The 25508-nt window shown below is 37.3% G+C and carries 26 protein-coding genes and 1 pseudogene; 7 read left to right on the plus strand and 20 right to left on the minus strand.

Annotated elements, in window-relative coordinates; genetic code table 11:
- Window positions 1-4 precede the first annotated feature (4 nt).
- A complete protein-coding gene (corA, locus tag RCJ95_RS08615; protein WP_004233569.1) occupies window positions 5-967 on the plus strand; it encodes a magnesium/cobalt transporter CorA in 963 nt (320 codons plus the stop codon).
- Between the two features lie 43 nt (window positions 968-1010).
- Here the strand turns inward: corA and RCJ95_RS08620 are convergent, their stop codons facing one another.
- Window positions 1011-1220 carry a hypothetical protein gene (locus tag RCJ95_RS08620; RefSeq protein WP_066038316.1) on the minus strand — a complete coding sequence of 70 codons (210 nt, stop codon included), beginning with the start codon at window positions 1218-1220 and terminating at the stop codon, window positions 1011-1013.
- Between the two features lie 285 nt (window positions 1221-1505).
- On the opposite strand from RCJ95_RS08620, the pseudogene RCJ95_RS08625 reads away from it, so the two are divergent.
- Both RCJ95_RS08625 and RCJ95_RS08630 read left to right on the plus strand, forming a co-directional pair.
- Window positions 1506-2051: pseudogene (locus RCJ95_RS08625) on the plus strand (protoglobin domain-containing protein); the annotation flags it as partial.
- 120 nt (window positions 2052-2171) lie between these two features.
- A complete protein-coding gene (locus RCJ95_RS08630; protein WP_225341061.1) occupies window positions 2172-2816 on the plus strand; it encodes a methyl-accepting chemotaxis protein in 645 nt (214 codons plus the stop codon).
- Window positions 2817-2852: 36 nt separating this feature from the next.
- Here RCJ95_RS08630 and RCJ95_RS08635 read toward each other — a convergent pair whose 3' ends face one another.
- From RCJ95_RS08635 to adh, 5 genes are all read right to left on the minus strand, one after another.
- The gene (locus RCJ95_RS08635; protein WP_004233566.1) at window positions 2853-3332 is read right to left on the minus strand and encodes an acyl-CoA thioesterase; all 480 of its coding nucleotides are present in this window, start codon (window positions 3330-3332) and stop codon (window positions 2853-2855) included.
- Window positions 3333-3401: 69 nt separating this feature from the next.
- Window positions 3402-4829 carry an aldehyde dehydrogenase family protein gene (locus RCJ95_RS08640; protein ID WP_221682394.1) on the minus strand — a complete coding sequence of 476 codons (1428 nt, stop codon included), beginning with the start codon at window positions 4827-4829 and terminating at the stop codon, window positions 3402-3404.
- Between the two features lie 43 nt (window positions 4830-4872).
- Entirely contained in the window at window positions 4873-5841 is a 969-nt protein-coding gene (locus tag RCJ95_RS08645) for a DUF4003 family protein (protein ID WP_221682395.1), read from the minus strand.
- Between the two features lie 431 nt (window positions 5842-6272).
- Window positions 6273-6632, minus strand: a complete 360-nt coding sequence (locus RCJ95_RS08650) for a DUF779 domain-containing protein (protein WP_221682396.1) — start codon at window positions 6630-6632, stop codon at window positions 6273-6275.
- Window positions 6633-6653: 21 nt separating this feature from the next.
- Entirely contained in the window at window positions 6654-8174 is a 1521-nt protein-coding gene (adh, locus tag RCJ95_RS08655; protein ID WP_004233561.1) for an aldehyde dehydrogenase, read from the minus strand.
- A 241-nt stretch (window positions 8175-8415) separates the two neighbouring features.
- Between adh and rluF the strand changes: the two genes are divergently transcribed.
- Both rluF and RCJ95_RS08665 read left to right on the plus strand, forming a co-directional pair.
- Window positions 8416-9117: a 23S rRNA pseudouridine(2604) synthase RluF gene (gene rluF, locus RCJ95_RS08660; RefSeq protein ID WP_221682397.1), complete on the plus strand. Its 702-nt coding sequence runs from the start codon at window positions 8416-8418 to the stop codon at window positions 9115-9117.
- A gap of 27 nt (window positions 9118-9144) precedes the next feature.
- A complete protein-coding gene (locus RCJ95_RS08665) occupies window positions 9145-9864 on the plus strand; it encodes a DUF6904 family protein (RefSeq protein ID WP_221682398.1) in 720 nt (239 codons plus the stop codon).
- 41 nt (window positions 9865-9905) lie between these two features.
- On the opposite strand, the gene RCJ95_RS08670 is transcribed toward RCJ95_RS08665, so the two are convergent.
- From RCJ95_RS08670 to RCJ95_RS08725, 12 genes are all read right to left on the minus strand, one after another.
- Window positions 9906-10403, minus strand: coding sequence for a cupin domain-containing protein (locus tag RCJ95_RS08670; RefSeq protein WP_202342475.1), 498 nt, complete (start codon window positions 10401-10403; stop codon window positions 9906-9908).
- A 114-nt stretch (window positions 10404-10517) separates the two neighbouring features.
- A complete protein-coding gene (locus RCJ95_RS08675) occupies window positions 10518-11225 on the minus strand; it encodes an ABC transporter ATP-binding protein (RefSeq protein ID WP_004233555.1) in 708 nt (235 codons plus the stop codon).
- Window positions 11225-12004 (minus strand): ABC transporter ATP-binding protein, encoded by a 780-nt coding sequence (locus tag RCJ95_RS08680; protein ID WP_048395513.1) that lies wholly within the window; start codon window positions 12002-12004, stop codon window positions 11225-11227. Before RCJ95_RS08680 ends, RCJ95_RS08675 begins: the two co-directional genes overlap by 1 nt.
- The gene (locus RCJ95_RS08685) at window positions 12004-12939 is read right to left on the minus strand and encodes a branched-chain amino acid ABC transporter permease (RefSeq protein WP_048395511.1); all 936 of its coding nucleotides are present in this window, start codon (window positions 12937-12939) and stop codon (window positions 12004-12006) included. The genes RCJ95_RS08680 and RCJ95_RS08685 overlap by 1 nt, the downstream gene beginning before the upstream one ends.
- Before the next feature lie 12 nt (window positions 12940-12951).
- The gene (locus RCJ95_RS08690) at window positions 12952-13827 is read right to left on the minus strand and encodes a branched-chain amino acid ABC transporter permease (RefSeq protein ID WP_016992164.1); all 876 of its coding nucleotides are present in this window, start codon (window positions 13825-13827) and stop codon (window positions 12952-12954) included.
- Window positions 13828-13973: 146 nt separating this feature from the next.
- Window positions 13974-15194, minus strand: coding sequence for an ABC transporter substrate-binding protein (locus tag RCJ95_RS08695; RefSeq protein WP_016992165.1), 1221 nt, complete (start codon window positions 15192-15194; stop codon window positions 13974-13976).
- 403 nt (window positions 15195-15597) lie between these two features.
- Complete coding sequence (locus RCJ95_RS08700) at window positions 15598-16200, minus strand: class I SAM-dependent methyltransferase (RefSeq protein ID WP_446722116.1); 603 nt, start codon at window positions 16198-16200, stop codon at window positions 15598-15600.
- A gap of 86 nt (window positions 16201-16286) precedes the next feature.
- A complete protein-coding gene (locus RCJ95_RS08705) occupies window positions 16287-18068 on the minus strand; it encodes a CotH kinase family protein (RefSeq protein ID WP_221682400.1) in 1782 nt (593 codons plus the stop codon).
- Window positions 18069-18110: 42 nt separating this feature from the next.
- Window positions 18111-18794: a DUF4956 domain-containing protein gene (locus RCJ95_RS08710; RefSeq protein ID WP_131521792.1), complete on the minus strand. Its 684-nt coding sequence runs from the start codon at window positions 18792-18794 to the stop codon at window positions 18111-18113.
- A 19-nt stretch (window positions 18795-18813) separates the two neighbouring features.
- Complete coding sequence (locus RCJ95_RS08715) at window positions 18814-19515, minus strand: polyphosphate polymerase domain-containing protein (RefSeq protein ID WP_257520830.1); 702 nt, start codon at window positions 19513-19515, stop codon at window positions 18814-18816.
- Window positions 19516-19723: 208 nt separating this feature from the next.
- Entirely contained in the window at window positions 19724-21139 is a 1416-nt protein-coding gene (locus RCJ95_RS08720) for a sensor histidine kinase (protein ID WP_257520831.1), read from the minus strand.
- Window positions 21123-21809: a response regulator transcription factor gene (locus tag RCJ95_RS08725; protein ID WP_257520832.1), complete on the minus strand. Its 687-nt coding sequence runs from the start codon at window positions 21807-21809 to the stop codon at window positions 21123-21125. Before RCJ95_RS08725 ends, RCJ95_RS08720 begins: the two co-directional genes overlap by 17 nt.
- Before the next feature lie 219 nt (window positions 21810-22028).
- On the opposite strand from RCJ95_RS08725, the gene RCJ95_RS08730 reads away from it, so the two are divergent.
- A complete protein-coding gene (locus RCJ95_RS08730; RefSeq protein ID WP_048395499.1) occupies window positions 22029-22361 on the plus strand; it encodes a heme oxygenase in 333 nt (110 codons plus the stop codon).
- A gap of 111 nt (window positions 22362-22472) precedes the next feature.
- Here the strand turns inward: RCJ95_RS08730 and RCJ95_RS08735 are convergent, their stop codons facing one another.
- Window positions 22473-23492 (minus strand): YeiH family protein, encoded by a 1020-nt coding sequence (locus RCJ95_RS08735; RefSeq protein WP_221682404.1) that lies wholly within the window; start codon window positions 23490-23492, stop codon window positions 22473-22475.
- Window positions 23493-23605: 113 nt separating this feature from the next.
- Between RCJ95_RS08735 and RCJ95_RS08740 the strand changes: the two genes are divergently transcribed.
- Window positions 23606-24487, plus strand: coding sequence for a LysR family transcriptional regulator (locus RCJ95_RS08740; RefSeq protein WP_221682405.1), 882 nt, complete (start codon window positions 23606-23608; stop codon window positions 24485-24487).
- Window positions 24488-24503: 16 nt separating this feature from the next.
- Here RCJ95_RS08740 and RCJ95_RS08745 read toward each other — a convergent pair whose 3' ends face one another.
- Window positions 24504-25421, minus strand: coding sequence for a LysR family transcriptional regulator (locus RCJ95_RS08745; protein ID WP_221682406.1), 918 nt, complete (start codon window positions 25419-25421; stop codon window positions 24504-24506).
- Window positions 25422-25508 lie beyond the last annotated feature (87 nt).

The raw sequence follows: 25508 nt of genomic DNA on the forward strand, positions 1-25508 counted from the left end.
AACCGTGATAAGCACCATCGGCATTACAAAGCAGCAACAATTGTTAAAGGATTTTCCATTAGAAGAGATACATCAGCAAGAATTTGAATGGTATTGGGTTGATTTTAATTGTCCTACAGCGGAGGAAGAATTATTGTTGGATACATTTTTCCACTTTCACCCTCTTGCTATTGAAGATTGCTTAATGAGGTTGCAGCGTCCTAAGCTCGATTTCTATGATGATTTTCATTTCTTTGTCATTCATCGAGTAAACGAAGAGACGTTAGCTGCGGAGGAGGTTAATATTTTTGCCTCCAATAAATTCATCATAACCTTCCATAAAAATCCTGTCCCTGAGATAGAGAAGGTGCAAAAAATGCTGGAAAACCAACCGAAGAATTGGGAGCGAGGTACTGTATACCTAACGTATCAAACCATTGATAAAATTGTTGATAGTTATTTTCCACTCGTTTACAAAATTGAAGATCATCTAAATGCTTTAGAAGGTGAACTTACATACCAAAGTAATGTAAATGCCATGAAAATTGTCTTCGAGTTCCGTAGTGACTTGCTTGACTTAAGACGTACTATTTTACCAATGCGTGACCTTTTATATCGCATTCTTAATTCTTACCGTTTCTCACTAAAAAAATCGGAGAGAGCTTATTTTGGAGATATCTACGACCATCTACTTAAGCTAACAGAGATGGTTGAATCTAATCGAGAGCTTACAGCAGATATGCGAGATAGTTATATGGCTATGAGTTCTAGCCGAATGAACGGTATTATGATGACTTTAACAATTGTATCAACTATCTTTATACCACTTACTTTCATTGCTGGTGTGTATGGGATGAATTTCGATAACATGCCTGAGCTACATGGGCAATACAGCTATTTTATTGTACTCGGGATTATGATAATTATCGTTATCTTTATGTTGGCCGTCTTTAAACATAAAGGCTGGTTTAAACTGTTTAAACCATAAAAAGACTGCTCGTTTTAATAAAAACGAGCAGTTTTTTAATCTATTAATATGGTCCTCTGTCATCAATCTTATTATCACCTTGCTGTGGAAATAAAAAGTACGCTAATACCCCTGATCCCAAAGCTGCACATATTGTAATTAATAATTGCTCAATATCTGGTACCTCAGCATGATAGTTTCGTAGCATATAAACAGAGCCAATGGCAACAATCACCATAACAGGAATAACAAATTTAAAACGTTTTTTCTCCATACCACCCCTCCTTCCATTTTTATTTTCGTACGATTTTTATATTGCTAAACAGTTCGTATTTTACAGGTTTCCTATTTTAAATTCAAATTTACATTGCTTCACCATTTGGACTAACAATAAAGTAAAAAAAATAAAGAAATAACCAATTTTTTAACCAAATATTCAGCAAATAATAGTAAAATAGATTTAATACCATTTATTTATTAAATTTACAAACCTAACAAATTTCAAAAGTGCTTATTTACTTACAATTTATTATGGATATTAAGAATGGAGCAAATAATAATGAGTTGGTTTTCAAAAAATAGTAGTGCTAGCTACGCAATTACATTAACACCTGAAAATTTTAAGAGCAGTGTACAATTAGATGTATTGAACCACCCCAACCTTCAAAAACAATTACAACTTTTAAATTTAACTCTTGAGGATTTAGCTATCATTAAGCAACTACAGCCTTTAGCTAAAGACTTAATTCCTGAAATGGTGGAGAAATTTTATGCAGCCATTAGTTTGAGCCAAGATTTACTTGATATTATTAATAAAACATCACATATTGATCGTTTAAAAATTACGTTACATAAACATTTAAGTGACATTTTTGAAAGTCATATTAATGATGCCTATATTGCTGAACGAAAAGCCATTGCTGAGACTCACGTTCGAATTGGCTTGCAATCAAAGTGGTATATTGCCTCATTCCAGTCACTCACTACTACTTTTGCAAACTTTGTGAACGAGGTAGATATTTCCAAAACAGATGCTATTCGTGCTATAAACGCTTTTTGTAAAATCATTAATTTTGAGCAACAACTCGTGATTGAGGCATATGAAAAAGAGGAAGAACGTATTCGCTCAGCAGCAGATGCAACAAAAAATTCCCTTGTAACGACGATCCAAAGTACTGCAGAGGAGCTTAATGCCATTAGTGAAGAAACAGCCGCATCACTATTAGTGATTTCCTCACAAACAGATGATATTGCTGTAGCAACCAAGCAAGGATTGAGTTTCGTAGCAGATACACAAGAAAAATCAAGACGAGGCCAACAGCAATTGAAAGAACAAAATGATTTAATCCAAGTTATTTTGCAAAGTGTCAATGGTCTTGAAGTAACGATGAACCAACTACGTACCTCTTCTCAAAAAATTTCTGAAATTGTTGGGCTAGTTACAGGCATTGCTGATCAAACCAATTTATTAGCATTAAATGCTTCTATTGAAGCTGCTCGAGCTGGAGAACATGGGAAAGGTTTTGCAGTGGTGGCTGAGGAAGTTCGTAAACTTGCTGAGGAAACAAAAAATGCCGTCCAAAATGTTTCCCATCTTATTAAGGACACAGAAAGTAATATTACGACTATGGCTAATTCAGTTATTAATGTTGATCAAAAAATTCAACATAGTGTCAATACACAAGAAAGCTTATCCAAGTCATTTAATGATATTGCTGATGCAGTTTCTGGCATTCAGCAGCAATACGTAAATACATCTAGAGATATTTCAGCCATTTCTAATTTAATCACTGAATTATCGCAGGGCGCTACGCTAGTCTCTTCTTCTTCCGACTCGCTCATTAATGTTGTCAATGAACTAAATATGTAAAATAAAAAGGGAACTCATTTAGAGTTCCCTTTTTCCTTAATGCGGCAATGCACGTTTTTGTTTACGGTGCTCTCGTCTTGCTGGCCCAGTTTCAAATAAACGCTTCTCTTCATCTGTTTCAGGATAGATTGAGGGAACTGGTACGGGTTTCCCTTCCTCATTTACTGCAACCATCGTGACAAATGATTCTGTCGTTAATTTTTCCTCGCCAGTCTCAATATTGCGAGAAACAACGCGAACATAAACCTCCATTGAAGAACGTCCTGTAGACGAAACAATACTCTCAATTTCAAGAATATCTCCTACATGTGCAGCGGATAAAAAATCAACCGAGTCAATAGAAGCTGTCACTACAAGGCCTTTAGCATGTTTCATTGCTGTAATAGCAGCGATTTCATCAATATAAGCTAACACTCTTCCACCGAAAATAGAATTGTGATTATTTGTGTCTGGGGGTAATACGAGACGCGATTGAACCGTACGTGATTGGCTCATGGGTACAGCGTTGTTTGGCATAATTCTTGCAACTTCCCTTCTCATGTTGTTCTTTCGTCATCGTATCGCAGAAAAAGAGCTGATGCAAATTTAGAACGATTTTTTCATCGAAATAAATTTCATATCAGTCATTTCTTCTATAGCCCACTTAATTCCTTCACGTCCATAACCACTCATCTTTACTCCACCATATGGCATGTTATCTACTCGGAATGTCGGAATATCATTTATAATGACAGCACCAGCCTGTAATTCATCTGCTGCATATAAAGCATCTGACAATATATTCGTGTAAATACCTGCATTTAGGCCAAGGTCCGACTCATTTACAAGTCGAATTGCGTCGTCTAATGTTTCATATGAAACAATTGAGACGATTGGTGCGAATGTTTCCTGACAAACAATTTTCATATCAGCTGACACATTCGTCATAACTGTTGGCGTTAAAGTACGTTCAGTAAATACGCCTCCAGTTGCAATCGTAGCCCCCTGCTCTTGTGCCTCCTCAATCCATTCCCTGATGCGTTCCACCTCATTTGGGTTTATCATGGCACTAACATCTGTAGTCTTCTCTAATGGATCTCCTACTATAAGCCTTTCTGTTTCTGCAACAAATGCTTTAGTAAATTCATCAATAATGGAAGAATGCACATATATACGTTGTAACGAAATGCATACTTGTCCAGCAAAGTTAAAAGCACCGCTTACACAACGACCAATAATTTTATTTATTGGCGTAGATGGTTCGACAATTACTGCTGCATTAGAACCTAGCTCTAAAGTTACTTTACGTAAGCCTACTTTTTCTTTAATTTTCAAGCCAACTTTACCACTTCCTGTAAAGGTTACTTTTTTGACGTATGGATGTGTGACAAGTGTATCACTTAGCTCGCCTCCACTTCCTGTCACAATTTGTAATGCCCCATCCGGTAATCCGGCCTCTCGGAAAATCTCAGCCATAACGATAGCACTTAGTGGCGTTTGTGTTGCTGGCTTTAATACAACTGTATTGCCTACTGCAAATGCTGGACCTAACTTATGTGCCACTAAATTGAATGGAAAATTAAAAGGCGTAATGGCTGATATTACACCTAAAGGTTCTCTTTTTGTCCAGCCTATTCGATCTCCTGCTCCAGGGGCTGCATCCATTGGAACAGTCTCACCTTTTGACTGTTTAGCTCCCTCAGCCGCAAATTGATAGGTTGCGATTGTACGGTCAATTTCAGCTAAACCTGCAACAATAGGTTTTCCAGCCTCTAAGGCTAAAATCTCTGCTAGTTCTTCTTTTCTTTGTCGCATTATATCAACGACTTTATATAATATTTCGGCACGTTCGTAGGCTGTTGTCTTTTTAAACGATTGGAATGCCTGCTGCGCACCTTCGATAGCTTTCTCTACATCTTGAATAGATGCTTTAGCTACATGAGCAATAACCTCACCGCTATATGGAGAAGCTAGCTCATAGCTTTCCTCTGCATCAATCCACTGACCATTAATCCAAAGTTTTGTTTCCTTCATCCTTCAAATGCACCTCCAAATAATCATGTTCTTCTTTATTCTATCACGAAGAACTTGAGCTAGATGCAATGGCAGCTGCACTAACCGCTGCGATCATTGCTGCTTGCTGTGCTTGGATTAATAGCTCAATAGAAGACATAATGGTCATGGACAAAGACTTTTGTACCTTTGCCATATCATAAATAGCAATTTGTACAGCCATAAAGAGCACAAATTCACGATGCCATTTTAATAACTTCATGTCTTTTAATTCATGGTATAAATCAATCAACCCTTGAAGTTGTGCTTTATTCAGATTAAGTATGGCTAAAAAGCCAAGTAAAGGATAATGCATAGCCTTGACTTTAACGTTTTGCTTTTTGAGCCCATCACGAAGTGTCACAACATCTGGTACTAGCTGACCATCAAATTTGGATGATAAAAATGTTAATACCTGTGAAAGCCATTGGAGCTCATTGCCAGCATTAAAATTATAAGTTCTTAGTTCTTTATAGTATCGATTCATGGTATCCGCGCGTAATTCAACATCATCAGATGGACTGCTTAATAATATGGCATAAGGAATATCCTCATATGAGGTTAAAAATTGATGATGTTTACGTATGGCATCAAATAAGGCTCTAGCCGCCTGTGCATGTGTCTTTTTATCCTGTTCATCCTCCGTCAAAAATTGTGCTCCGATATAGCTAAAATTGCCGCTTCTGAATTTCGCCTGCTTTAAGATGCTCACATTTGTAAGTAAATTCTTTACTGCCTTTTCTGCATCACCTTGCTCCATGAGGTTGGCAGCAATACTATATCCAACTGTTGTTCGTAAAGGAGACAGCCAAGAAGATTGCTTCTTCATCTCTTGTAAAACATTTTTATACTTCGTTGCATCAAAAGTTTTTCCTGACGCTACAAATGTACTAGCAATAGCTAATACAATTTTACGGTCCACCGTCCAGCCTGCAGCCTTTGATACGTCCTCTACTGTATTAACAAATTCATTTTCAATCATCACATAATCCATATTTTTCACACTCCTTTACCCGTTTTACGTAACATAATGTAAGAAAGATTCACCCTCTTTGTAACAATTAACATAAAAAGTAAACATAATTTAATGTATGTTACTTACTTTATTTGATTTAATAGAAAATATTAACAACCTATAAAGGAGGTATGGCCGATGTTAGCAAAAACCACAAAGAAACTATTATTTACCATGACCTTAAAGGATCGATTAAATCTATTCCTTTTTCTAAGGAATTCATCCAATAATATCGCTTTACATACTCTTTTCCATAAAAATTAATATCGAAACACTTGAACGCCCAAAATCAATACTCAATATAAGAAAAGAGTCATGTGTTCTAAAGCCTCCCTTTCCATACAATAACTTTTCTACTTCCAGATAAAAAAACAGCGGCAGAAAAACTTTGCCGCTGTACAGATAACTTGTTAAATTAACCCTAGCTCTTGCACTTCTTCAGATGTGAAGGCTCTCGACCTTGTTAGGAAACGTTTTCCTTCTACGCCCTCGAGTGAAAACATGCCGCCTCTGCCATCCACCACATCCAATATGATTTGTGTATGCTTCCAGTAATCATATTGATTTTTATGCATATAGAAAGGAGCACCACCCACTTCACCAAGGCACACATCCTGATCTCCTATTAGCAAATCCCCTTCTGGATAACACATTGGTGAGGAGCCATCACAGCATCCACCTGATTGATGAAACATAACAGGTCCATGTTTCTCTTTTAATAGATCGATTAGTGCTAGCGCTTCTTCCGTAGCTAATACACGTTCAACCACGCTCATGCACCTCCCTACGAATTAGAAGAAACCAAGTTTGTTTTCGCTATAGCTAACTAATAAGTTTTTCGTTTGTTGGTAATGCGCTAACATCATTTTATGATTTTCACGACCAACACCAGACATTTTGTAGCCACCGAATGCAGCATGTGCAGGATATGCATGGTAACAGTTTGTCCAAACACGACCAGCTTGAATTTCACGACCGAAGCGATATGCCGTATTAATATCTCTCGTCCAAACACCTGATCCTAAACCATATAATGTATCATTAGCAATTTCCAATGCTTCCTCTTTCGTTTTAAATGTCGTGACAGCAACTACTGGTCCGAAAATTTCTTCTTGGAATATACGCATTTTATTATGCCCTTTGAAAACAGTTGGTTTAATGTAGTAGCCATTTTCGAAGCCTTCACCTACATTATTTTTGTCTCCTCCAATTAGACATTCTGCACCTTCTTGCTTACCAATATCTAAATAAGAAAGAATTTTTTCCATTTGCTCACTAGATGCCTGTGCACCCATCATTGTGTTTGGATCAAGTGGGTTGCCAACTTTAATGGCTTCTACTCGCTGTAATACGCGCTCCATAAATTTATCGTAAATAGATTCTTGAATTAGTGCACGTGAAGGACAAGTACATACTTCCCCTTGATTTAGAGCGAATAGCACAAAGCCCTCAACAGCTTTATCTAAAAAGGCATCATCTTTATCCATAATATCTTCAAAGAATATGTTTGGCGACTTACCACCCAGTTCTAATGTTACTGGAATAAGGTTTTGAGAAGCATATTGCATAATTAAACGCCCTGTTGTTGTCTCACCTGTAAAGGCAATCTTACCAATGCGTGGATTTGATGCAAGCGGTTTCCCTGCTTCTAAGCCAAATCCATTCACAACATTAATGACACCTGGTGGTAGTAAATCTTCTATTAATTCTAAAAGCACCATAATCGATGCTGGTGTTTGTTCTGCAGGTTTTAATACGACACAGTTTCCAGCTGCAAGTGCTGGCGCAAGCTTCCATACAGCCATTAATAACGGGAAGTTCCAAGGTATGATTTGGCCGACTACGCCAATTGGCTCGTGGAAATGATAAGCAACTGTATCGTTATCAATTTGGCTTACTGAGCCCTCTTGAGCACGTAATACCCCAGCAAAATAACGAAAATGATCAATTGCAAGAGGGATGTCTGCATTTAATGTTTCGCGTACCGCTTTACCGTTATCCCATGTTTCAGCAACGGCTAGCTTTTCTAAATTTTGCTCGATACGGTCCGCAATTTTAAGTAAAATGTTTGCGCGTTCGGTTGGTGATGTTTTGCCCCATGCATCCTTAGCAGCATGTGCCGCATCTAATGCATGTTCAATATCCTCAGCTGTGGAACGTGCTATTTGTGTAAAAACTTGTCCAGTAACAGGAGTAACGTTATCAAAGTACTGACCCTTCACTGGGGGTGTCCATTCGCCACCGATATAATTATCATATTTCTCTTTGAATTGAACTACCGATCCTTCAGTGTTTGGAAATGCATAAACCATTTTACTTCTCCCCTTTACACAATTTAATGAGAACTATCTACAAAAAACGTTATTTTATATCGGAATAACAATATTTTCATAGAAACCCTCTCACCTAATATATTGTCAGAAACATAAAATAATTTCAACTTTTTCAAAAACTTTTCCAACTAATTTATTTTTGCTAGAAAAGCTTCTAGCATTCACTGTATGTGCGACGTTAAGGTATACTTAAAAATAATATAAAATATAGGAGAACAATATGCGTATTAATAAATATTTAAGTGAAACAGGCATCATATCTCGTCGTGGCGCTGATAAATGGATAGCAGAAGGAAAGGTAACGATTAACGGAGAACTAGCAACAGTTGGTAGTCAAGTTGAAGCAGGAGACATTGTTTGCGTAGATGGTAAAGAGGTAAAGAAAGAACAACAGCTTGTTTACATTGCTCTGAATAAACCTGTCGGGATTACAAGTACGACAGAGCGTCATATAAAAGGCAATGTCGTTGATTTTGTCAATCATCCCCTACGTATTTTTCATATCGGACGTCTTGATAAGGAATCAGAGGGCCTATTGTTGTTAACGAATGATGGCGATATTGTCAATAAAATTCTACGTGCTGAAAATCATCATGAAAAAGAATATATTGTTCAAGTTGATAAGCCTATAACTGCGCAATTTATCCAAAAAATGGGCGCAGGTGTCGATATTTTAGATACAACAACCTTACCATGCCATGTGGAAAAGATTTCAGATAAAGTCTTTAAAATCATTTTAGAGCAAGGCTTAAACCGCCAAATTCGTCGAATGTGCTCAGCACTAGGGTATTCCGTTAAGCGTCTACAACGCATTCGTATTATGAATATTAAGCTTGGTAATTTAAAGGTAGGGCAATGGCGTGATTTAACGGAGAAGGAACGAGCAGAACTATTCAAACTACTCAATTACACACCAAAATAGACACATCCAAAGGGAGGGGCGAGGACTATGATATCCATTCAAAGCACAGACCAACTAACAGGGGTACGAATTAGTGCGGATTATTGGGATTTAGATGAACTAATTAATGCTATTTATAAAGTAACTGGTGATGAAAATAAATACTATGATTATCAGGGTCCTCGACTACGTATTTTAAGCGTTTGCTATAAACTAAGACATGCTATGCTTGGTGAGCATCACCTAGAGTTTGTTAGTAATGGACTTAATAAGAGTGTTCTAACACAACATGAACTCATCTTTCCAAATAAGAATGTCTATTTTTCAACAGAGATTCTTTGGCCAGAAATTATCTTTAGTGCAATCGCATTAAATGATTTTATTGACCTACACCAAAAATTAAACAATGCTTCTATATGGAATCATGAGATAGCTATTATACGCAAATTTCAAGCGGCTATTGCTGAATGTTTAGAACAGGAGGTAAGTGACGAAGATTATGTTGTGTTTTTAAGAATGTTACATGCTAAAAATCCCTTAACTTTCCGTTTCGCAACACAGTACGTGGATGTTCTAAATCTAGAATATATTGAATTAAGTAAAGAGGAACGTCAGGCGCATTTAGCTGCATTTGCTGTGCGATTAATGGTAGAGGACCATGAATATGTAGCATTAAAATCCCACCTGATGGAAGCAGCTATTGAAACGAAACAAGCATTACATGATATTCAAATTCAACTTAATTATCCTGAAGAAATACTGTGGTGAACGAATCATGCCGTCTCAAAATAATTGAGACGGCTGTTTTTCTATTCAATTGTTTTGTAGGCCATTTTATGAATAACTTCCTTGTGCTGAGGATAATCTGCTAAAAGCTCTTCCTGTGTAAACAATTCAAAATCCTCAAAGTCAAAGCCTGGCGCCACCATACATCCGACTAAACTAAATGTATCCGATTCCTCCACCGACGAGCCGAAAATTGTATGCTTTGGTACTGCAAGCTGAGGGACTTCCCCTGCTTCTATATTCAAGCCAAGCTTCTTCGCTTCATATGTCCCATCTGGGAAAATCATATGAACTGTTAGTGGGCTTCCTGCGTGATAATACCATAGCTCGTCCGATTGTAGGCGATGTAAATGTGAAATATCCTGTGAGCGCAGAAGGAAATATATACTAGTATAAATCGGTCTCTGTACATCTCTCACTGCTATATCGTCCGATGCACGAAACGATGAAATGTAATAGCCCCCTTCAGGATGTTCGGCTAACTTTAAATGTTCAATAAAATATTGTGCTGAATACTTCAAAAAGCATCACTCCTTTTTTCAACCTTACCAAAAAGTAAAGTGGAAATGCTACCTCTGATTTTCCTTCATCACGCAAGCCAAAAAGGACATCTCAACATGAGATGTCCTACATTTTTATAATCCGCCTAAATAAGCTGCCTTTACTTGCTCGCTCTCTTGTAGCTCTTTTGCTGAACCAGATAAAACAATACGCCCTGTTTCAAGTACATATGCACGGTTAGCGACAGATAATGCCATATTAGCATTTTGCTCTACAAGTAATACGGTTGTTCCTTCTTTATTAACCTGCTCAATAATATTGAAGATATTTTTCACCATCAACGGTGCAAGACCCATCGAAGGCTCATCCATTAATAACAGTTTTGGTTTTGCCATTAAGGCACGCCCCATCGCCAGCATCTGCTGTTCCCCACCAGACAATGTACCTGACTGCTGTTTTCGGCGCTCTAATAATCGTGGAAATAACTCGAAAACATGATCCATATCTTTCTTAATACCTGCTTTATCATTACGCAGATACGCACCAAGCTCTAAGTTTTCCTCAACTGACATATTAGCAAAAACACGGCGTCCTTCTGGAACGTGTGAAATCCCTGATTTAACAATAGTTTGTGCTGCTTTCCCAGCTATCGAAAAGCCTTCGTATTCAATAATGCCACCTTTTGGCTTTAATAAACCTGACAATGTCTTTAAGAGCGTGCTTTTTCCAGCACCGTTTGCACCGATTAACGTTACAATTTCACCCTCGTTTACTTCTAAAGAGAGGCCCTTTAATGCTTGGATGTTGCCATAATAAACATCGATATTTTGTACTTTTAGCATTAGCCGATAACCTCCTCTCCAAGGTACGCTTCTATTACCTTTGGATTGTTGCGAATTTCTTCTGGTGTCCCGTCAGCGATTAATTGTCCGTGATCAAGTACGTAAATACGCTCACAAATACCCATAACTAAGCTCATATCATGCTCAATCAGCAATATTGTTAAGCCGAACTCTTTACGAATAAATGCAATTAGCTCCATTAAATCGTGAGTTTCTTGTGGGTTCATCCCTGCTGCTGGTTCATCCAATAAGAGTAGTTTGGGATTTGCCGCTAACGCACGAGCAATCTCTAAACGACGTTGCATCCCGTATGGCAAATTCTTAGCTAGCTCATCTTTATAAACATCTAAGCCAAAGATTTTTAAGAACTCAATTGACTGTTGCTCCATTTCGGCCTCACCTTTGAAATGTGTAGGTAAACGAAATATAGAAGCCCACATAGAATGCTTTGCAAGTGAATGATTGGCTACCTTTACATTGTCAAGAACAGATAGCTCTTTAAATAATCGAATATTTTGGAACGTACGGCTGATCCCTTTCTGTGTAACCTGATAGGGTGCAAGTCCATTCAGTTTCAGACCATTAAAAGTAATTGTACCTTCCGTAGGTGTATATACCCCTGTTAACATATTAAAGCTAGTTGTTTTCCCAGCTCCGTTTGGCCCAATAAGTCCTACCAACTCGCCTTGGTTAAGGTACATATTAACGCCCTGTACTGCCTTTAAACCACCAAATTGAATACCCATATTTTCAACATTGATAAGAAGGTTTCCAGTCATTATTTCGTACCTCCCTTTTTACCAAACTTAAATAATTGTGTTATCTCTTTCGTTCCCATTAAGCCTGTTGGACGATAAAGCATCACGATAATTAATACTAAACTGTAGATAATCATACGTGTTTCTGGGAAGTTTGCTAGATAAGTAGACACGACTGTTAGGAAAATCGCAGCAATCACTGAACCAGAAAGACTTCCTAAACCACCAAGTACAACGTAAATTAAAATATCAAATGATTTTAAGAAACCGAATGTTGTCGGTTGAATAATGTAAAAGTTATGTGCAAAAATGGCTCCTGCTAGACCTGCGAAGAAAGACCCAATCGCAAATGCAACAACTTTATAGTAAGTTGTGTTAATACCCATCGCATCTGCTGCTATTTCATCTTCTCGAATGGAAATACACGCACGCCCATGACGAGAATTTGTAAAGTTTGAGATAACTAGAATCGTTAACACTACGCCAAAGAATGCGTATGTCCAGTTCGATAAATATTTAACCTGCATCCCTGCTGCGCCACCAACATAATCCGTATTTAAAAAGATAATACGAATAATCTCTGCAAATCCTAGTGTAGCAATCGCTAAGTAATCCCCTTTTAAACGAAGCGTTGGAATCCCTACGATTAAACCAGCAACTGCTGCTGCAGCAGCCCCTAATAAGATGGCCAATGGGAATGGTAACATTAGCTTTGTTGTAATAATAGCGGATACATATGCTCCAACTGCAAGGAACCCAGCATGCCCAATTGAAAACTGTCCAGTAACACCAATAACAATATGCAAGCTGACAGCCAACATGATGTTAATACACATTGTGATCAACATATTTTTATAGTACAAATCAATTACTTCTGTTGTAATCAACAATTGTACAACTGCATAGATGACTAGCGCTATTACGGCATAGCCCCAGAAAACTTTAGACTTTTTCATAAAACCGCTCACCTACACTTTCTCACGGGCGTTTTTACCAAAGATACCCGATGGTCTGAAGATTAAGATTAAAATTAAAATAACGAATGCCGCAGCATCACGCCATAACGAGAAGCCAAGTGCACTTACTAAGGACTCTACAACACCTAGTAACATACCACCAACCATAGCGCCTGGGATGATACCAATACCACCAAGAACAGCTGCGATAAATGCTTTAACCCCAGGAATAACACCCATTAACGGGTCAATTTTTGTATAATAAACCCCAAAGATAACACCTGCTGCACCAGCTAAAGCTGAACCAATCGCAAACGTTGCAGAGATTGTATTGTCAACGTTAATACCCATTAAGCGAGCTGCATCTGCATCGTGGGAAACAGCACGCATCGCTTTACCGATTTTTGTTTTATGTACGATGAATTGTAAAAGAATCATCAGTACAACTGCGACTGATAAAATTAAGATGGAAGTACTGCTGATTTGAACGCCAAAAATATCTAGTGATTTATTTTTGAAAACTTCAGGATATGCTGCCGGTTGAGCACCTCTGAAGAAAATTGTTGTATATTCAATTAATAGCGATACACCTATCGCTGTAATTAAAGCTGCGATACGTGTCGCATTTCGTAAACGTTTATAGGCAATACGTTCAATTAATACACCAAAAATTGCACAAACTAACATCGCCAATAATAATGCTGGGAAGAAACCAAGCTCCCATTTAGCAATAGCGTAAAAGCCAATAAATGACCCAATCATGAAGACATCACCATGAGCAAAGTTAATCAGCTTGATAATACCGTATACCATCGTATACCCTAACGCTATTAACGCGTAGATACTTCCAAGTGAAATACCGTTCACAAGTTGCTGTATCCATTCCATGCGCATTCACTCCTTTAAATTTTCTGAAAATTGAAAAATAAGTACATAGATCGATACTAAAAGTTATGTTTTGCTCTACGATTCTAGTTATCTAACACACAAAAAAGGAAGGCGTGTTTACCCGCCTCCCCCTTGCTTACAAAACATTAAGGATTAACTTTAGAGTTGAACACTTGTTTACCGTCTTTAAATTCAAGAACTGTTGCTGTTTTAATTGGGTTATGATTTTCGTCAACTGAGAAAGTACCTGTTACTAAAGAAAGATCTTTTGTTGCAGCTAATTCATTTTTAATTGCTTCCCCATCTGTAGAGCCTGCACGTTTAATTGCATCAGCAATGTAGTAAATTGTGTCATAACCAAGTGCGTTGAATGCGTCAGGCGCTTTGTCACCATTTGCCGCTTTAAATGCCTTTACGAAATCTTGAATTTTTTGATCTGGGTCCTCAGCAGAATAGTGGTTTGTGATGAATGTGTTATTCAATGCATCCGCGCCAGCTAATTCAATTAAAGTTGGAGAATCCCAACCATCAGCACCCATCAGAGGTACATCAATGCCCATTTCGCGTGCTTGTTTAACAATCAAACCTACTTCTTCATAGTATCCAGGGATAAAGATAAAGTCTGGATTTGCTGCTTTAATATTTGTTAATTGTGTACGGAAGTCTGTATCCTTCGCTACATAAGCTTCTTCTTTTACAACTTTTCCGCCACTCTTCGTAATCGTTTCTTTAAAGGATTTTGCTAAACCTTTTGCATAGTCTGATGCATTATCTGCAAAAATAGCTACATTTTTCGCATCTAGCTCACCTGAAGCAAAATTAGCTGCTACAATCCCCTGGAATGGGTCAATAAAGCATGTACGGAAAGCATATTCATTAACACTGCCATCCTCATTTACCGTGATATTCGGTGCTGTACCAGAACCCGTAACAATAGGAATTTTATTATCATTTGCAATTTGAACAGTAGCTACTGTATTACCTGAAGTCGCAGGTGCTAGCATTGCTACTACTTTATCCTGCGTTGCTAGTTTAATAGCAGCTGAAGTTGCTTCAGAGTTCTCTGATTTATTATCTACTTTAATCAGTTCAATTTTCTTACCATCAATACCGCCAGCATCATTAATTTCTTTTACAGCCAGTTCTGCACCTAGCCCAATAGAGGAACCATAAGATGCTACATTCCCTGAAAGCTCTAAGTTGGCACCAATTTTAATTGTATCGCCATCAGATGAGCCTCCGCCTGATGATGAGCCTCCGCCAGAACTTGAATCGTCTCCGTTACCGCAACCAGCAAGAACACCAGCAAGTAATGAAGATGCTACTAAAAGTGAACCGAACTTCTTAAGCTTTTTGCTCTCTCTCATAATTAAATTCCCCCTGAAAATTTCTCAAATATTAGATATTTCTGATAATTATAAACAATTAAATTCATTTACTCAATAGCCAAAATAATTATTTATAACTATCTAAAAACAAAAGAAAATATTATTCATATAAGCCTTTTTCATTGTAAAACATTCTTTATATTTAGTCTAGAGTGATTTTTCAGTATAATTAGTTATTTGTGAATTATCTTTTAATTCAAACTATAGACTAGTACAAAACTATCAGATGAAATTGTTTTTTCAAAATAAATTCTAGTTGATTGAAAGACCCCCTTCATCTATTACAATTATTTCCCTGAAAATAATCATAGGGTCTACGAGTAACTAATTGCTGATACCTGTACTGCAAATGGGAAAAGCTTAGAGTGGGCTTCCCCATACTCTAAGCTTTTTTTAATTCAAACACACAAATGCGCTCATTAATATTTGTTTCATTTTCTAAATGAACTTCATGAAGCAACTCAAATGGTGTTCCATGATGGAAAAATTGTAAATAATCGTAAGGCGGATAATATAAAATTATATGAATATCCCGCATGCGCTGCTCATAGGATTTCCAAATATTATGAATGACTGTGCGAAAAATATGGATGGAAAAGGGATTAAAAAAGAAAAACACATTATCACGTGACTTTATTTCATATGATTCGGCTATTGTATGAATAAACTTAATAGGGGCATGTGCTTTCATTTTTTGAAGATAATTACGTTTATTTTCTTCAGCCTCCGTATAAAAACCCGCATCCATCTCTATCCCAATGGTTGGTATATGAAACTTATGGTGCACAAAAATAGGAACTCGTCCTTTCCCGCACCCCATATCAATAAATACTGGATATTCAGGCATCTGATACGTAGCGAATAATTGCTCCAATCCACTGTAGGGTGTTGGCTCATAACGATGATAGTGTGCAAGCTTAGGAAAGCCATATTGCTCTCCCACCGTGTTTATATGCAAATGTTTATCAAATTGCTGTTCATTCATATGAAAGGACTCCTCAGAAAAGAATGCTTTATTTTAACAGATAAAAAGCAAAAACCATACCCAAAGATATTGGATATGGTTATTTTCTAACGACCTCTACGTTTAAATTTAACAACAAAGAGAAGTGCAAGAAGGAGTAGCACTAGACATGTAATGGCTGTAAACACTGTATTTTTATCAATAACAGGCCCGTGATTTGCAGCTTCACTATTCGCACCAGGCATTCCCATTGGGGCTCCATTTCCATCAGGAGGTTGCATTTGTTCTCCATTTTGTCCATCTCTCGGACCTCCACCCTCTCTATTAAAAGGTGGACTCTTTGATGGGTCAAAGTCCTCTGGTAGCTGACTTGGATCAAATTCATCTGGCATCGAATTCATTTCACCATTTTCACTTGGCATTGGCATACCCATATTGCCCTGAGAAGACGTAGATGCTTCCACTACAAGCTCCCCAGACAGTTGCTTTAATATAGATTCCGAGCGCCTTTTGGCAAATTCCGGCAAGCTATTTTCACCTTCAACTGCTTCTAAAAATTGCTCCGTAGTAGAGAACTTGGTTGGATCTGCCTCCACATAAGTAGTTAATAGCACAGCTAACTTTTTAGTAATAGTTTGCACATAATCTTCTGTTAAATAAGTGGACGCTAGCTCTTCTAGATACTCTTCATATTTGGCACGGTATTCTTCATTAGCAAGCAATGCATTTAGGAGTGGCCGCTCCTCTAATGTTGTGCCGGAAACAGGGGTTGTTACACTAAAATTAATAGCACTATCATTTAATAAATTGCCCGACATGCCCATTCCCATATCAAAGCCGCCATCTCGTTGTTGCTTATCCCCATCAACAGTTTGATCGGGTTGTCCATTGTTTTGTGCCACTGGTTTTTCCTTATTAGTAGTAGCGTCAGCTTGATTTCCGCTGTTTCCTCCTGCTATTCTACCACCTCCAGCCCCAAAGCCACCAAAGGACATGTTGTAATCCCAAGGAATAATAGAAAATACACCGTTCTGTTCATATAAATAATAGTTATGTTTCATATTCCCTTGATAACTATCTAAATTCACAAGTGCTGTGTTGACAGCAAAATAACGTAACATTTCATCGACATCGATATACTTTTCTATGTTTCCGCCATTATTAATAGCATCTAGCATTTCAACAAACTTTGATTGTTCAATATTACCTTCATTAGTTTTTAATCCAATGCCTGTATAGTCTTCGATATCGTCGCTAATATATTTTAAATCGCTGCCTATCCCATCTGGCTTAAATAAAAAGCCATCATTAGAGCCGTAATAATTAGCCAGGAATGTCTCATCCACAGCTTCTACCCCTAAAAACAAACCCCGCTCCTCACCATTCACTGTCACATACATATAGGAGTGTGCCGGTGTTGGTAAACCCATTTGCTCCATCAATTCATAAGAGATATACTCTCTCATTAATGTAGAGTCACTATAATTATTGTTTAAATTTAATTTTTTTAAGCCATATAAGCTTTGTGTATCATCATAATAATCAAAATCAATTTTTAAGCTATAGCGATCTGAGTCACTATTGACAACCGATCGTAATGATAGATTGCCCTTAGTACGAATAGCAACATTCTCAATTTTCTTTCCATTTACTGTAATATCTGCTTGTTTTAATTCTTCAGCAGAAGCATTTTCCAGCAGATCTGCCCAATCTTCCTCAGCTATCTCGATATCTACAGTGGTTACTTTATTGCTATTAAACACTATATTCTCATATGAGAACTCAGATTTTTTCGTTTCAATGCCTACATTCGGAAGTACAGCATATATCACGACAAAGTGAAGGAGTAAAATTGCCATGCACAGATAGACAATTCGGGTTTTAATCATAGCCGTCACCTCTCAACGTAGTTCTATTTATTATTGAGGTCATTACGCTGTGAAATTCCCATCATAGCTCAGCATAATGGCTGATTTTACACCAGCTACCTTTGTTAGTTCATCCATCAGTTTTGCATCATTTTGTTTTACACGAATTTCATAAGTTGTTTCGATTTCATTCTGTTGCATAATGGATTTCGATTTGAGAGCGAATTTTTTTGTTTGCGCAGCAATAATTCGCTCAATTTCAGCATTAGCCAACTCTTCTTCAAACTTTACAATCAGTAAATACGGATTTTCTACCGTTATTTTATTAACGAATATGAGCAATACAAGTCCGATTAAAACAGCACCAATAATGACTAATGGAATAAAGCCAGCACCACATAAAATACCTGAAACAATTGCCCAGAAAATATAGACTAAATCCATTGGATCCTTAATAGGTGTACGGAAACGTACAATAGATAAAGCACCAACCATACCAAGTGACAGCAGAACATTTGAACTGATTCCCATAATCACTAGTGCTGTTGCCATTGTCATTATAAGTAGTGAGATATTGAATGAATGGGAGTAAATGACTCCATTAAAGGTCTTCTTATAAACAGCATAAATGAAAAGCCCAATAAAAAACGCGACTACTAAACCAATAATTGAATCGATTAATGAAAATGAGGTTGTTTTTTCTAAAAAGTTGGATTTAAAAATATCACTAAATTTAATTGTATCCATTGTTCATTCTCCTTTATTATTAGCCGTACATACGACTAAGTTGATATTTTGAATAGGCCTCAGCACGAGTATCTACTGACTGTAGTAAATACTTGATGATGTCTGGTAGATACTCATCGTACTTTACCTCTAAAATTACAAGATTCGGCTCCAGTACATCGACCATAGGCAAGTTTTGATTAAACATATCAGTGTTGCGTAGACTCGATTGCACCTTACTATCAAATGTCACACGCACATTGCCAAACGGATAGACATAGGCTTCTCGTTCGTAATCCACTACCGTAGTAGGTCGCAAATGGTTGTAATTCATCTCGAGATATAAATCTCGAATTAGCGCTCGATCATCATTCTCCATCCAGGCTATCTCGCCAATACGTAGTTTTTCATACTCAGCTTGAGATATTGAACATTTTGTTTTAAAGGTTACATTGTTACGTTTACTCTTCCGCTCAAGATTAATAACATCACTCGATTTGCCGTATATGCGTACTCGATATTTATCTCGATTAATAAAGCCCTCCTTTTTCTCATTTAACACTTTATTGGCAAAATTATCGAAGTACGTACTACGAATCAAATATTTACCGTCTAAGCCAGCATGTTGATCTCGCTGCATAACATGCTGAAGCTTGGCTTTTAATAATGCATAATCTGGATAGGAGATCGCTTGTTTTATTTCTTGGCGACCATTTGGATTAAATGAAGTAATTATTGGCATCTCATCACTCTCCCTACTTGTATTAGTGTCAGACTGACAAACCTTCAATGATGCTCGTCCCTATGTTCATTTCCCGTCTACATCGTTTACTATAAAGGGCTTTTATGTCAGGCAGATGTCAGCTTTACAAATTCTTCAACTCTCTTTTACAATACAAAGCAGTTTTCTGGGAGACGGATTAAACCAACATAAAAAGGCTACTGCGCTCTTATAGCGCAGTAGCCTTTTGCAATACTAATTCAAAATGTGTTCCAGAGGGATTGCTTTCAATTAACCGCAAATCGCCCCCTACGGATTGGGCCATCATTTTACTAAGTGGTAATCCTAAACCCAAGCCGCGAACAGTATATTTTTTATTTTCTCCTCTATAAAAGCGCTCAAAAATAAATGCCTGATCCTCTAGAGGGATTCCTTGTCCTGTGTCCTTCACCAACACTGACAGAGTCTCCGCTTGATCTATCACCGTCAAGGTTATTGTTCCTTTGTCCATCGCCTGTTTAGCATTGGTTAATAGGTTTGTAATGATTTGTTGGATACGAACAATATCTACCTGTACCAATGCAGGGTGTTCCAACAAATGTAAATGAACTTTTACATGTTCATCTTCCTGTATTACTTCCCACTGTGCCACCGCCTCTCGTAGTAGCTGATTAACATCAACTGACTCTATCTGCACAGGGATAGCATCGACAGCAAAATGGTTAAAGGCAAGTAAGTCACCAACCATTGTTTTCATTTTTGTCGTTTCGACCATAGCCATTTCAATGAATTCCATAGCATCCTGTCCCGTTACAACACCATCTCTTACAGCCTGTAATAAACCACTTATAGAGGTGACAGGTGTTTTCAATTCATGGGTGACACCTGCTAGTAATTCCGTTCGAGTTTTCTCCAGCTGTTCTAATTTATTTGCCATATTTTTAAAGGAGGAAACAAGCTCATAGACCTCCTCTTCCTTACTATCTTGAGGCAAATCAATTGCATAATTGCCTTCTTGTACATGCTTGGCAGCCTCTGCTACTTGTTTAATGGGATGGGCCAAACGCTTTGACAGAAAGTAAATAGCGATCCAGCCTAATAATGCTAATGCTCCAATTAATATGGCAAGCTGTCCATATGCTTGGTTAACTCTTGTTAAATTCTCCTTCTTCTCCATCACCAGGGCCCAACCCAATAACTCATGATTATTTTCTATCTTTCTTTTCACTACATATTCAGGTTCAAGTCCATCCTTTATTTCCTTAGTACCTTCTTTTCCATCCAACAAGCCAGCTACATTTTTGGCACTATCAGGCGGTACTGGACGGTTGCTTGTCAGTATATTTCCCTCTGTATCTACAACATACAAAATCGGATCGATCTCTTTCATATTAAAACGCTGACGATCCCCTATGAAACCTGGAATACCATTTATAGGTCCATTATTAGGATTTGGTGTATCCGTTAAACGATAGACCGTCTCGTCTGCTAAAAACTCCATTAATTCTAATCGGTTTTCAAATGTTGTATGACGAATCCACGCTGCTGAGATCAAAGATACAATAGCTAAGCCTATAAAGAGTGTCAGTAAATATCGGCTCGTCCAATATTGAAGTAAGGATATTCGCTTATTTTTTTTGAACACTTAGCTGATACCCCAATCCACGTAGTGTCTTTATTTCTCCTTCCGCCTCATCCCATTCTTTTAAAGCCTTCCTAAGCCTCTTTATAGCTAAATCTACAGCACGATCACTACCCTCATACTCCCATCCCCAAACTTGATCTATAAGCTGATCACGGGTAAATGTTTGATTAGGGTGATCAGCTAAAAACATGAGCACTGATAAATCTCTTGGCGTTAATACAATCTCTTCTCCATGCAAACACACTTTATGCGCTTTACAATCAATCACTAGAGATCCATACTGCTTACTAGTAGCTGACTCAGGACTACCTACAGCACGTCTTAAAACAGCCCTCACTCTTGCAACAACTTCATCTGCGATAAAAGGCTTGGCAATATAATCATCTGCCCCATGATCAAACCCCTTTAGACGGTAATTAACCTCACCTAATGCTGTTAACATGATAACTGGGCAAGTACTTCGTTCTCTTATTTCTTTTAAAATGGACCAACCATTTTTTTCTGGCAACATAATATCTAGCAACACTAGATCTGGCTGTGTTTCACGAAACATGACCAAGGCTTGACCACCATTGAAACATTGTGTCACACTATAACCCACTTTTTGTAAATAAACCTTTAAAACCTGGCTTATTGGATATTCATCCTCTATTACTAGAATGTTTGCCAAAGTCAATCACCTCGCTACTAGTTCACTCTTATGTTCATTATAGCACTGGATTATGTCAGTTAAATGTCAGCCTATCCATTACCCATTAACTACTAGCACAGATTATATAGAGGACATCTATTGACAATGTCTTCCTCAGCCACTTATCATTGAGTGCGAATGATAATCACTGATAATTCATTCAAAAACCTAGTAAATGAAATTAAGGGGGGTAAAAGCATGATTATTGTAACTAATCGTATTCAAGTAAAACCCGGTTTTGCTGCGAGAATGGCACCAAATTTTACAAAGCCAGGTCCTCTGCAACAGTTTGAAGGCTTTCATAAAGTAGAGGTATTAATTTCAACTGATGATCCTACTTATGACGAAATGAGTGTTAATATGTATTGGGAATCTAAGGAGCATTTCCAAGCATGGCGTAATAGCGATGCATTTGCTGCAGCCCATCAACGCCCAAATTCGGGTTCTGAGGGAGAAAAGGCTGACAGTCCAATTATCGGCAGCAAAATAGTGGTGGCGGAATTAGCTTCTTCTATAGAAGCTTTAAATTAGTAAACGACGATTAAATTACTTATACATTATCTTCTGATTCTATCTAAAAAGCCCTGCATGTTGAACGATCATGCAGGGTCTTTTTTCTTGGTATAACAAACACTGATTAAATCAATATAAAAGAATGACTAGTATATAGCCCAGCACGGATAGACAGACTGAGCCAATTAAACCTGCAATAAATGCCTTTACACCTAGCTCCTTAAACGTTTTCATCTCAACATTTAGTCCTAGACCTGCCATTGCCATAGCAATTAAGATATAAGCAGTATCTACTAATACTTGCGATACATTCGCTGGTATAATCCCTAAGGAGTTTATAGCACTCATCGCTAAAAATCCTAAAATAAACCACGGTATGATGGATAAAGAAAATGCTTTTTTCTCTTCACTTTTGTCCATTCTTCGATAGAAAATACCAATAACAATCGCTACAGGTACGAGCAGGGCCACACGTGTTAATTTCACAATGACGGCTATATCAATTGCTTCATTTCCACCAGCTGATGCAGCTGCAATTACATGAGCAATTTCATGTAATGTCCCCCCTGCGAAAATACCATACGCAGTAGGTGTTAAATCGATGATGGAATAGAGTACCGTATAAATAAGTGTAAATATAGTCCCCAATAACGCAACAATCGCTGCCCCTACCGCCGTTTCCTTTTCATTTGCTTTAATTTGAGGTGCAATTGCCACTACTGCAGCAGCTCCGCAAATGGCAGTCCCGCAAGCTGTTAATATCCCTAGCTTTTGTTCGACTTTAAATATTTTTGTTAGGCCGTACACAACAATTAATGCAAATAGCAAATTAATGACTGCAATAAAAAAAACGTTAGCTCCCGCATGATAAATATCTGCCAAATTTAAGCGCATACCCAATAAAATAATACCAAAGCGTAATAGCTTCTTGCTAGAAAATGAAATACCTACTTGCCAAGAATCTTGTACTTTAAATGCTGCTCGCCAGGTCATCCCTAATATAATGGCAATAACCAACTGTCCCAATATTGATAGGAAAGGAAATGTGGCAATATATTTCGCTACTAAAGCAATAAGAAGCGTTAATAATATCCCCTTCAAGAAATTTGGATTAAGGGTGGATTTTAATTTATGTTGTCTATTAACCATGATGTTCACTTCTTTCTCCCTTGTTGATTATTACTTTAATAAAGAGTGCACTATTAGTAAAATACATATATATAATCATTATTATTAATATTTCTAATAATAGAGGTGAAGATATGCAATTGGATGCTTTAAAAACATTTATCACACTGGTTGAGATCAATAATTTTACAAAGACCTCTGAAATACTTCATATTTCACAACCAAGTGTTAGCTTACACATTAAGAATCTAGAGCAAGAATTACAAACAACCTTATTTATTCGCTCCCCAAAATCGGTGCAAATTACACCAACTGGTGAAATTCTTTATAAACGAGCAAAGCAAATCATGGCGATAGCTGAAGCTGCAAAAGAAGATATCGCTGCCTATCACCAAGAAGTACAAGGTACGCTAGTCATTGGGGCAAGCTTTACAATTGGCGAATATATATTACCTCCAATCATTGCAAGCTTACAGCAACAATTCCCACAACTTGAACTTCAAATTATTATTGGCAATACAAAAGAAATCATTCAATATACAAAATTACTGCAAGTCGATATTGGTCTAATTGAAGGACAGGCTCATGATAATGAACTAGTCATTAAGCCATTTATGCAAGATGAGTTATTTATTGTTAGCGACAGTAATCATCCTCTTACAAAGCAACAATCTCTGACTGCTGATAAACTCCAGCAACAAAGCTGGGTTGCGCGTGAAGAAGGCTCTGGAACACGTTATTATCTGGATCATTTATTCAGAGCAAATGGTTTACAGATTCAATCGCTTTTGACTATTAGCAGTAATCAGGGCGTGAAGGAGAGCGTTATGCAGGGACTTGGTCTTTCCTTATTGTCTGCCTGTGTGATAGAACGTGAATTAAAAAATGGGGATATGACTATTCTGCCCCTTGAAGGACAGCATTTTATGCGAACATTTTCTTATCTTTGCTCACCAACCATGAAAAATAAACGCAATGTCGACATACTGATTGATATCTTAATAAAAAAAGCATAGCGGCCTTATCTCGTCGCTAAGCTCTTTTTATGGTTCTTCTCGTATTAAAATGTTTATTTTCGATGATTTCAACAAATTTCATTGCAGCTCTAGAAAGAGGTACTGACTGCAAATAACACATACCAATGCTTCTCGTAGGAATACTTTCCATTAAAGTTAATTCATAAAGAAGACCTCGTTGAAGATAGTCCTTTGAAAATTCCTTTGTTACACATGCAATGCCAAGGTTACTACGCGCAAACTCGAGTACCAAATCATGTGAGCCTAGCTCAAACTCTGGCTCTATGTGAACGCCTCTTGTAAAAAGATAATCTTCCACATACTTCCTTGAATTCGATTTTTTCTCTAGAAAGATAAGAGGAAATTTTAAAAGATCCTCATAGCTTAAACTTTTAGATGAAAGTGTTTTATATTTTTCCCCACAGACAAAAATATCCTGAATATCTGTACATACCGTTAACTGTAATGTTGAATCTTCTATTGGAAAATTACAAAATCCTATATCTACTTCACCTGATTTAATAAAATTACAAATTTCAGAGGTTGTTCCATTTAGCATTTGCAATTTAATATTCGGATACATTGTATGGAATGCTTCTAAATAAGGCATTAAAAAGAAACGTGAGATCGTATCTCCTACCCCTATTTTTAATTGCCCTGTTGTTAAATTTTTGAATTCAAGTAACTTTTCTTCACCAGCATCTAAAAGTCCTAAGGCAGAATTAGTATATTCAAAAAGTAGGCTGCCTTCTGTTGTTAATGTCACACCTTTAGGTGTTCGATTAAAAAGACGTGTGCCAAGCTCATTTTCTAATTGCATCATTGCCTGACTAACAGCTGGCTGTGTCATATATAAATCTTTTGCTGCACTAGAAAAGCTATTATTTTTTGCTACAACACTAAAAACACGATATAAATCTAATTTCCCTATCATATAAGCACCTCTTATAGCTATTATATGAACTATTAATTTTACTTATATCATTAACGAGCCTTATAGTAAAATCATATGGATTTTATA

The sequence above is a fragment of the Lysinibacillus sp. BSL11 genome (assembly GCF_052928325.1).

Coding starts and splice junctions, on each gene's coding strand:
- RCJ95_RS08735 (WP_221682404.1), bottom strand. CDS start 23,492: ATGGTTAATAGACAACATAAATTAAAATCCACCCTTAATCCAAATTTC.
- rluF (WP_221682397.1), top strand. CDS start 8,416: ATGCGTATTAATAAATATTTAAGTGAAACAGGCATCATATCTCGTCGT.
- RCJ95_RS08680 (WP_048395513.1), bottom strand. CDS start 12,004: ATGACTGGAAACCTTCTTATCAATGTTGAAAATATGGGTATTCAATTT.
- RCJ95_RS08640 (WP_221682394.1), bottom strand. CDS start 4,829: ATGAAGGAAACAAAACTTTGGATTAATGGTCAGTGGATTGATGCAGAG.
- RCJ95_RS08705 (WP_221682400.1), bottom strand. CDS start 18,068: ATGATTAAAACCCGAATTGTCTATCTGTGCATGGCAATTTTACTCCTT.
- RCJ95_RS08700 (WP_446722116.1), bottom strand. CDS start 16,200: ATGAATGAACAGCAATTTGATAAACATTTGCATATAAACACGGTGGGA.
- RCJ95_RS08690 (WP_016992164.1), bottom strand. CDS start 13,827: ATGGAATGGATACAGCAACTTGTGAACGGTATTTCACTTGGAAGTATC.
- RCJ95_RS08620 (WP_066038316.1), bottom strand. CDS start 1,220: ATGGAGAAAAAACGTTTTAAATTTGTTATTCCTGTTATGGTGATTGTT.
- RCJ95_RS08675 (WP_004233555.1), bottom strand. CDS start 11,225: ATGCTAAAAGTACAAAATATCGATGTTTATTATGGCAACATCCAAGCA.
- adh (WP_004233561.1), bottom strand. CDS start 8,174: ATGGTTTATGCATTTCCAAACACTGAAGGATCGGTAGTTCAATTCAAA.
- RCJ95_RS08685 (WP_048395511.1), bottom strand. CDS start 12,939: ATGAAAAAGTCTAAAGTTTTCTGGGGCTATGCCGTAATAGCGCTAGTC.
- RCJ95_RS08745 (WP_221682406.1), bottom strand. CDS start 25,421: ATGATAGGGAAATTAGATTTATATCGTGTTTTTAGTGTTGTAGCAAAA.
- RCJ95_RS08665 (WP_221682398.1), top strand. CDS start 9,145: ATGATATCCATTCAAAGCACAGACCAACTAACAGGGGTACGAATTAGT.
- RCJ95_RS08645 (WP_221682395.1), bottom strand. CDS start 5,841: ATGGATTATGTGATGATTGAAAATGAATTTGTTAATACAGTAGAGGAC.
- RCJ95_RS08730 (WP_048395499.1), top strand. CDS start 22,029: ATGATTATTGTAACTAATCGTATTCAAGTAAAACCCGGTTTTGCTGCG.
- RCJ95_RS08715 (WP_257520830.1), bottom strand. CDS start 19,515: ATGCCAATAATTACTTCATTTAATCCAAATGGTCGCCAAGAAATAAAA.
- RCJ95_RS08710 (WP_131521792.1), bottom strand. CDS start 18,794: ATGGATACAATTAAATTTAGTGATATTTTTAAATCCAACTTTTTAGAA.
- RCJ95_RS08740 (WP_221682405.1), top strand. CDS start 23,606: ATGCAATTGGATGCTTTAAAAACATTTATCACACTGGTTGAGATCAAT.
- RCJ95_RS08635 (WP_004233566.1), bottom strand. CDS start 3,332: ATGCCAAACAACGCTGTACCCATGAGCCAATCACGTACGGTTCAATCG.
- RCJ95_RS08695 (WP_016992165.1), bottom strand. CDS start 15,194: ATGAGAGAGAGCAAAAAGCTTAAGAAGTTCGGTTCACTTTTAGTAGCA.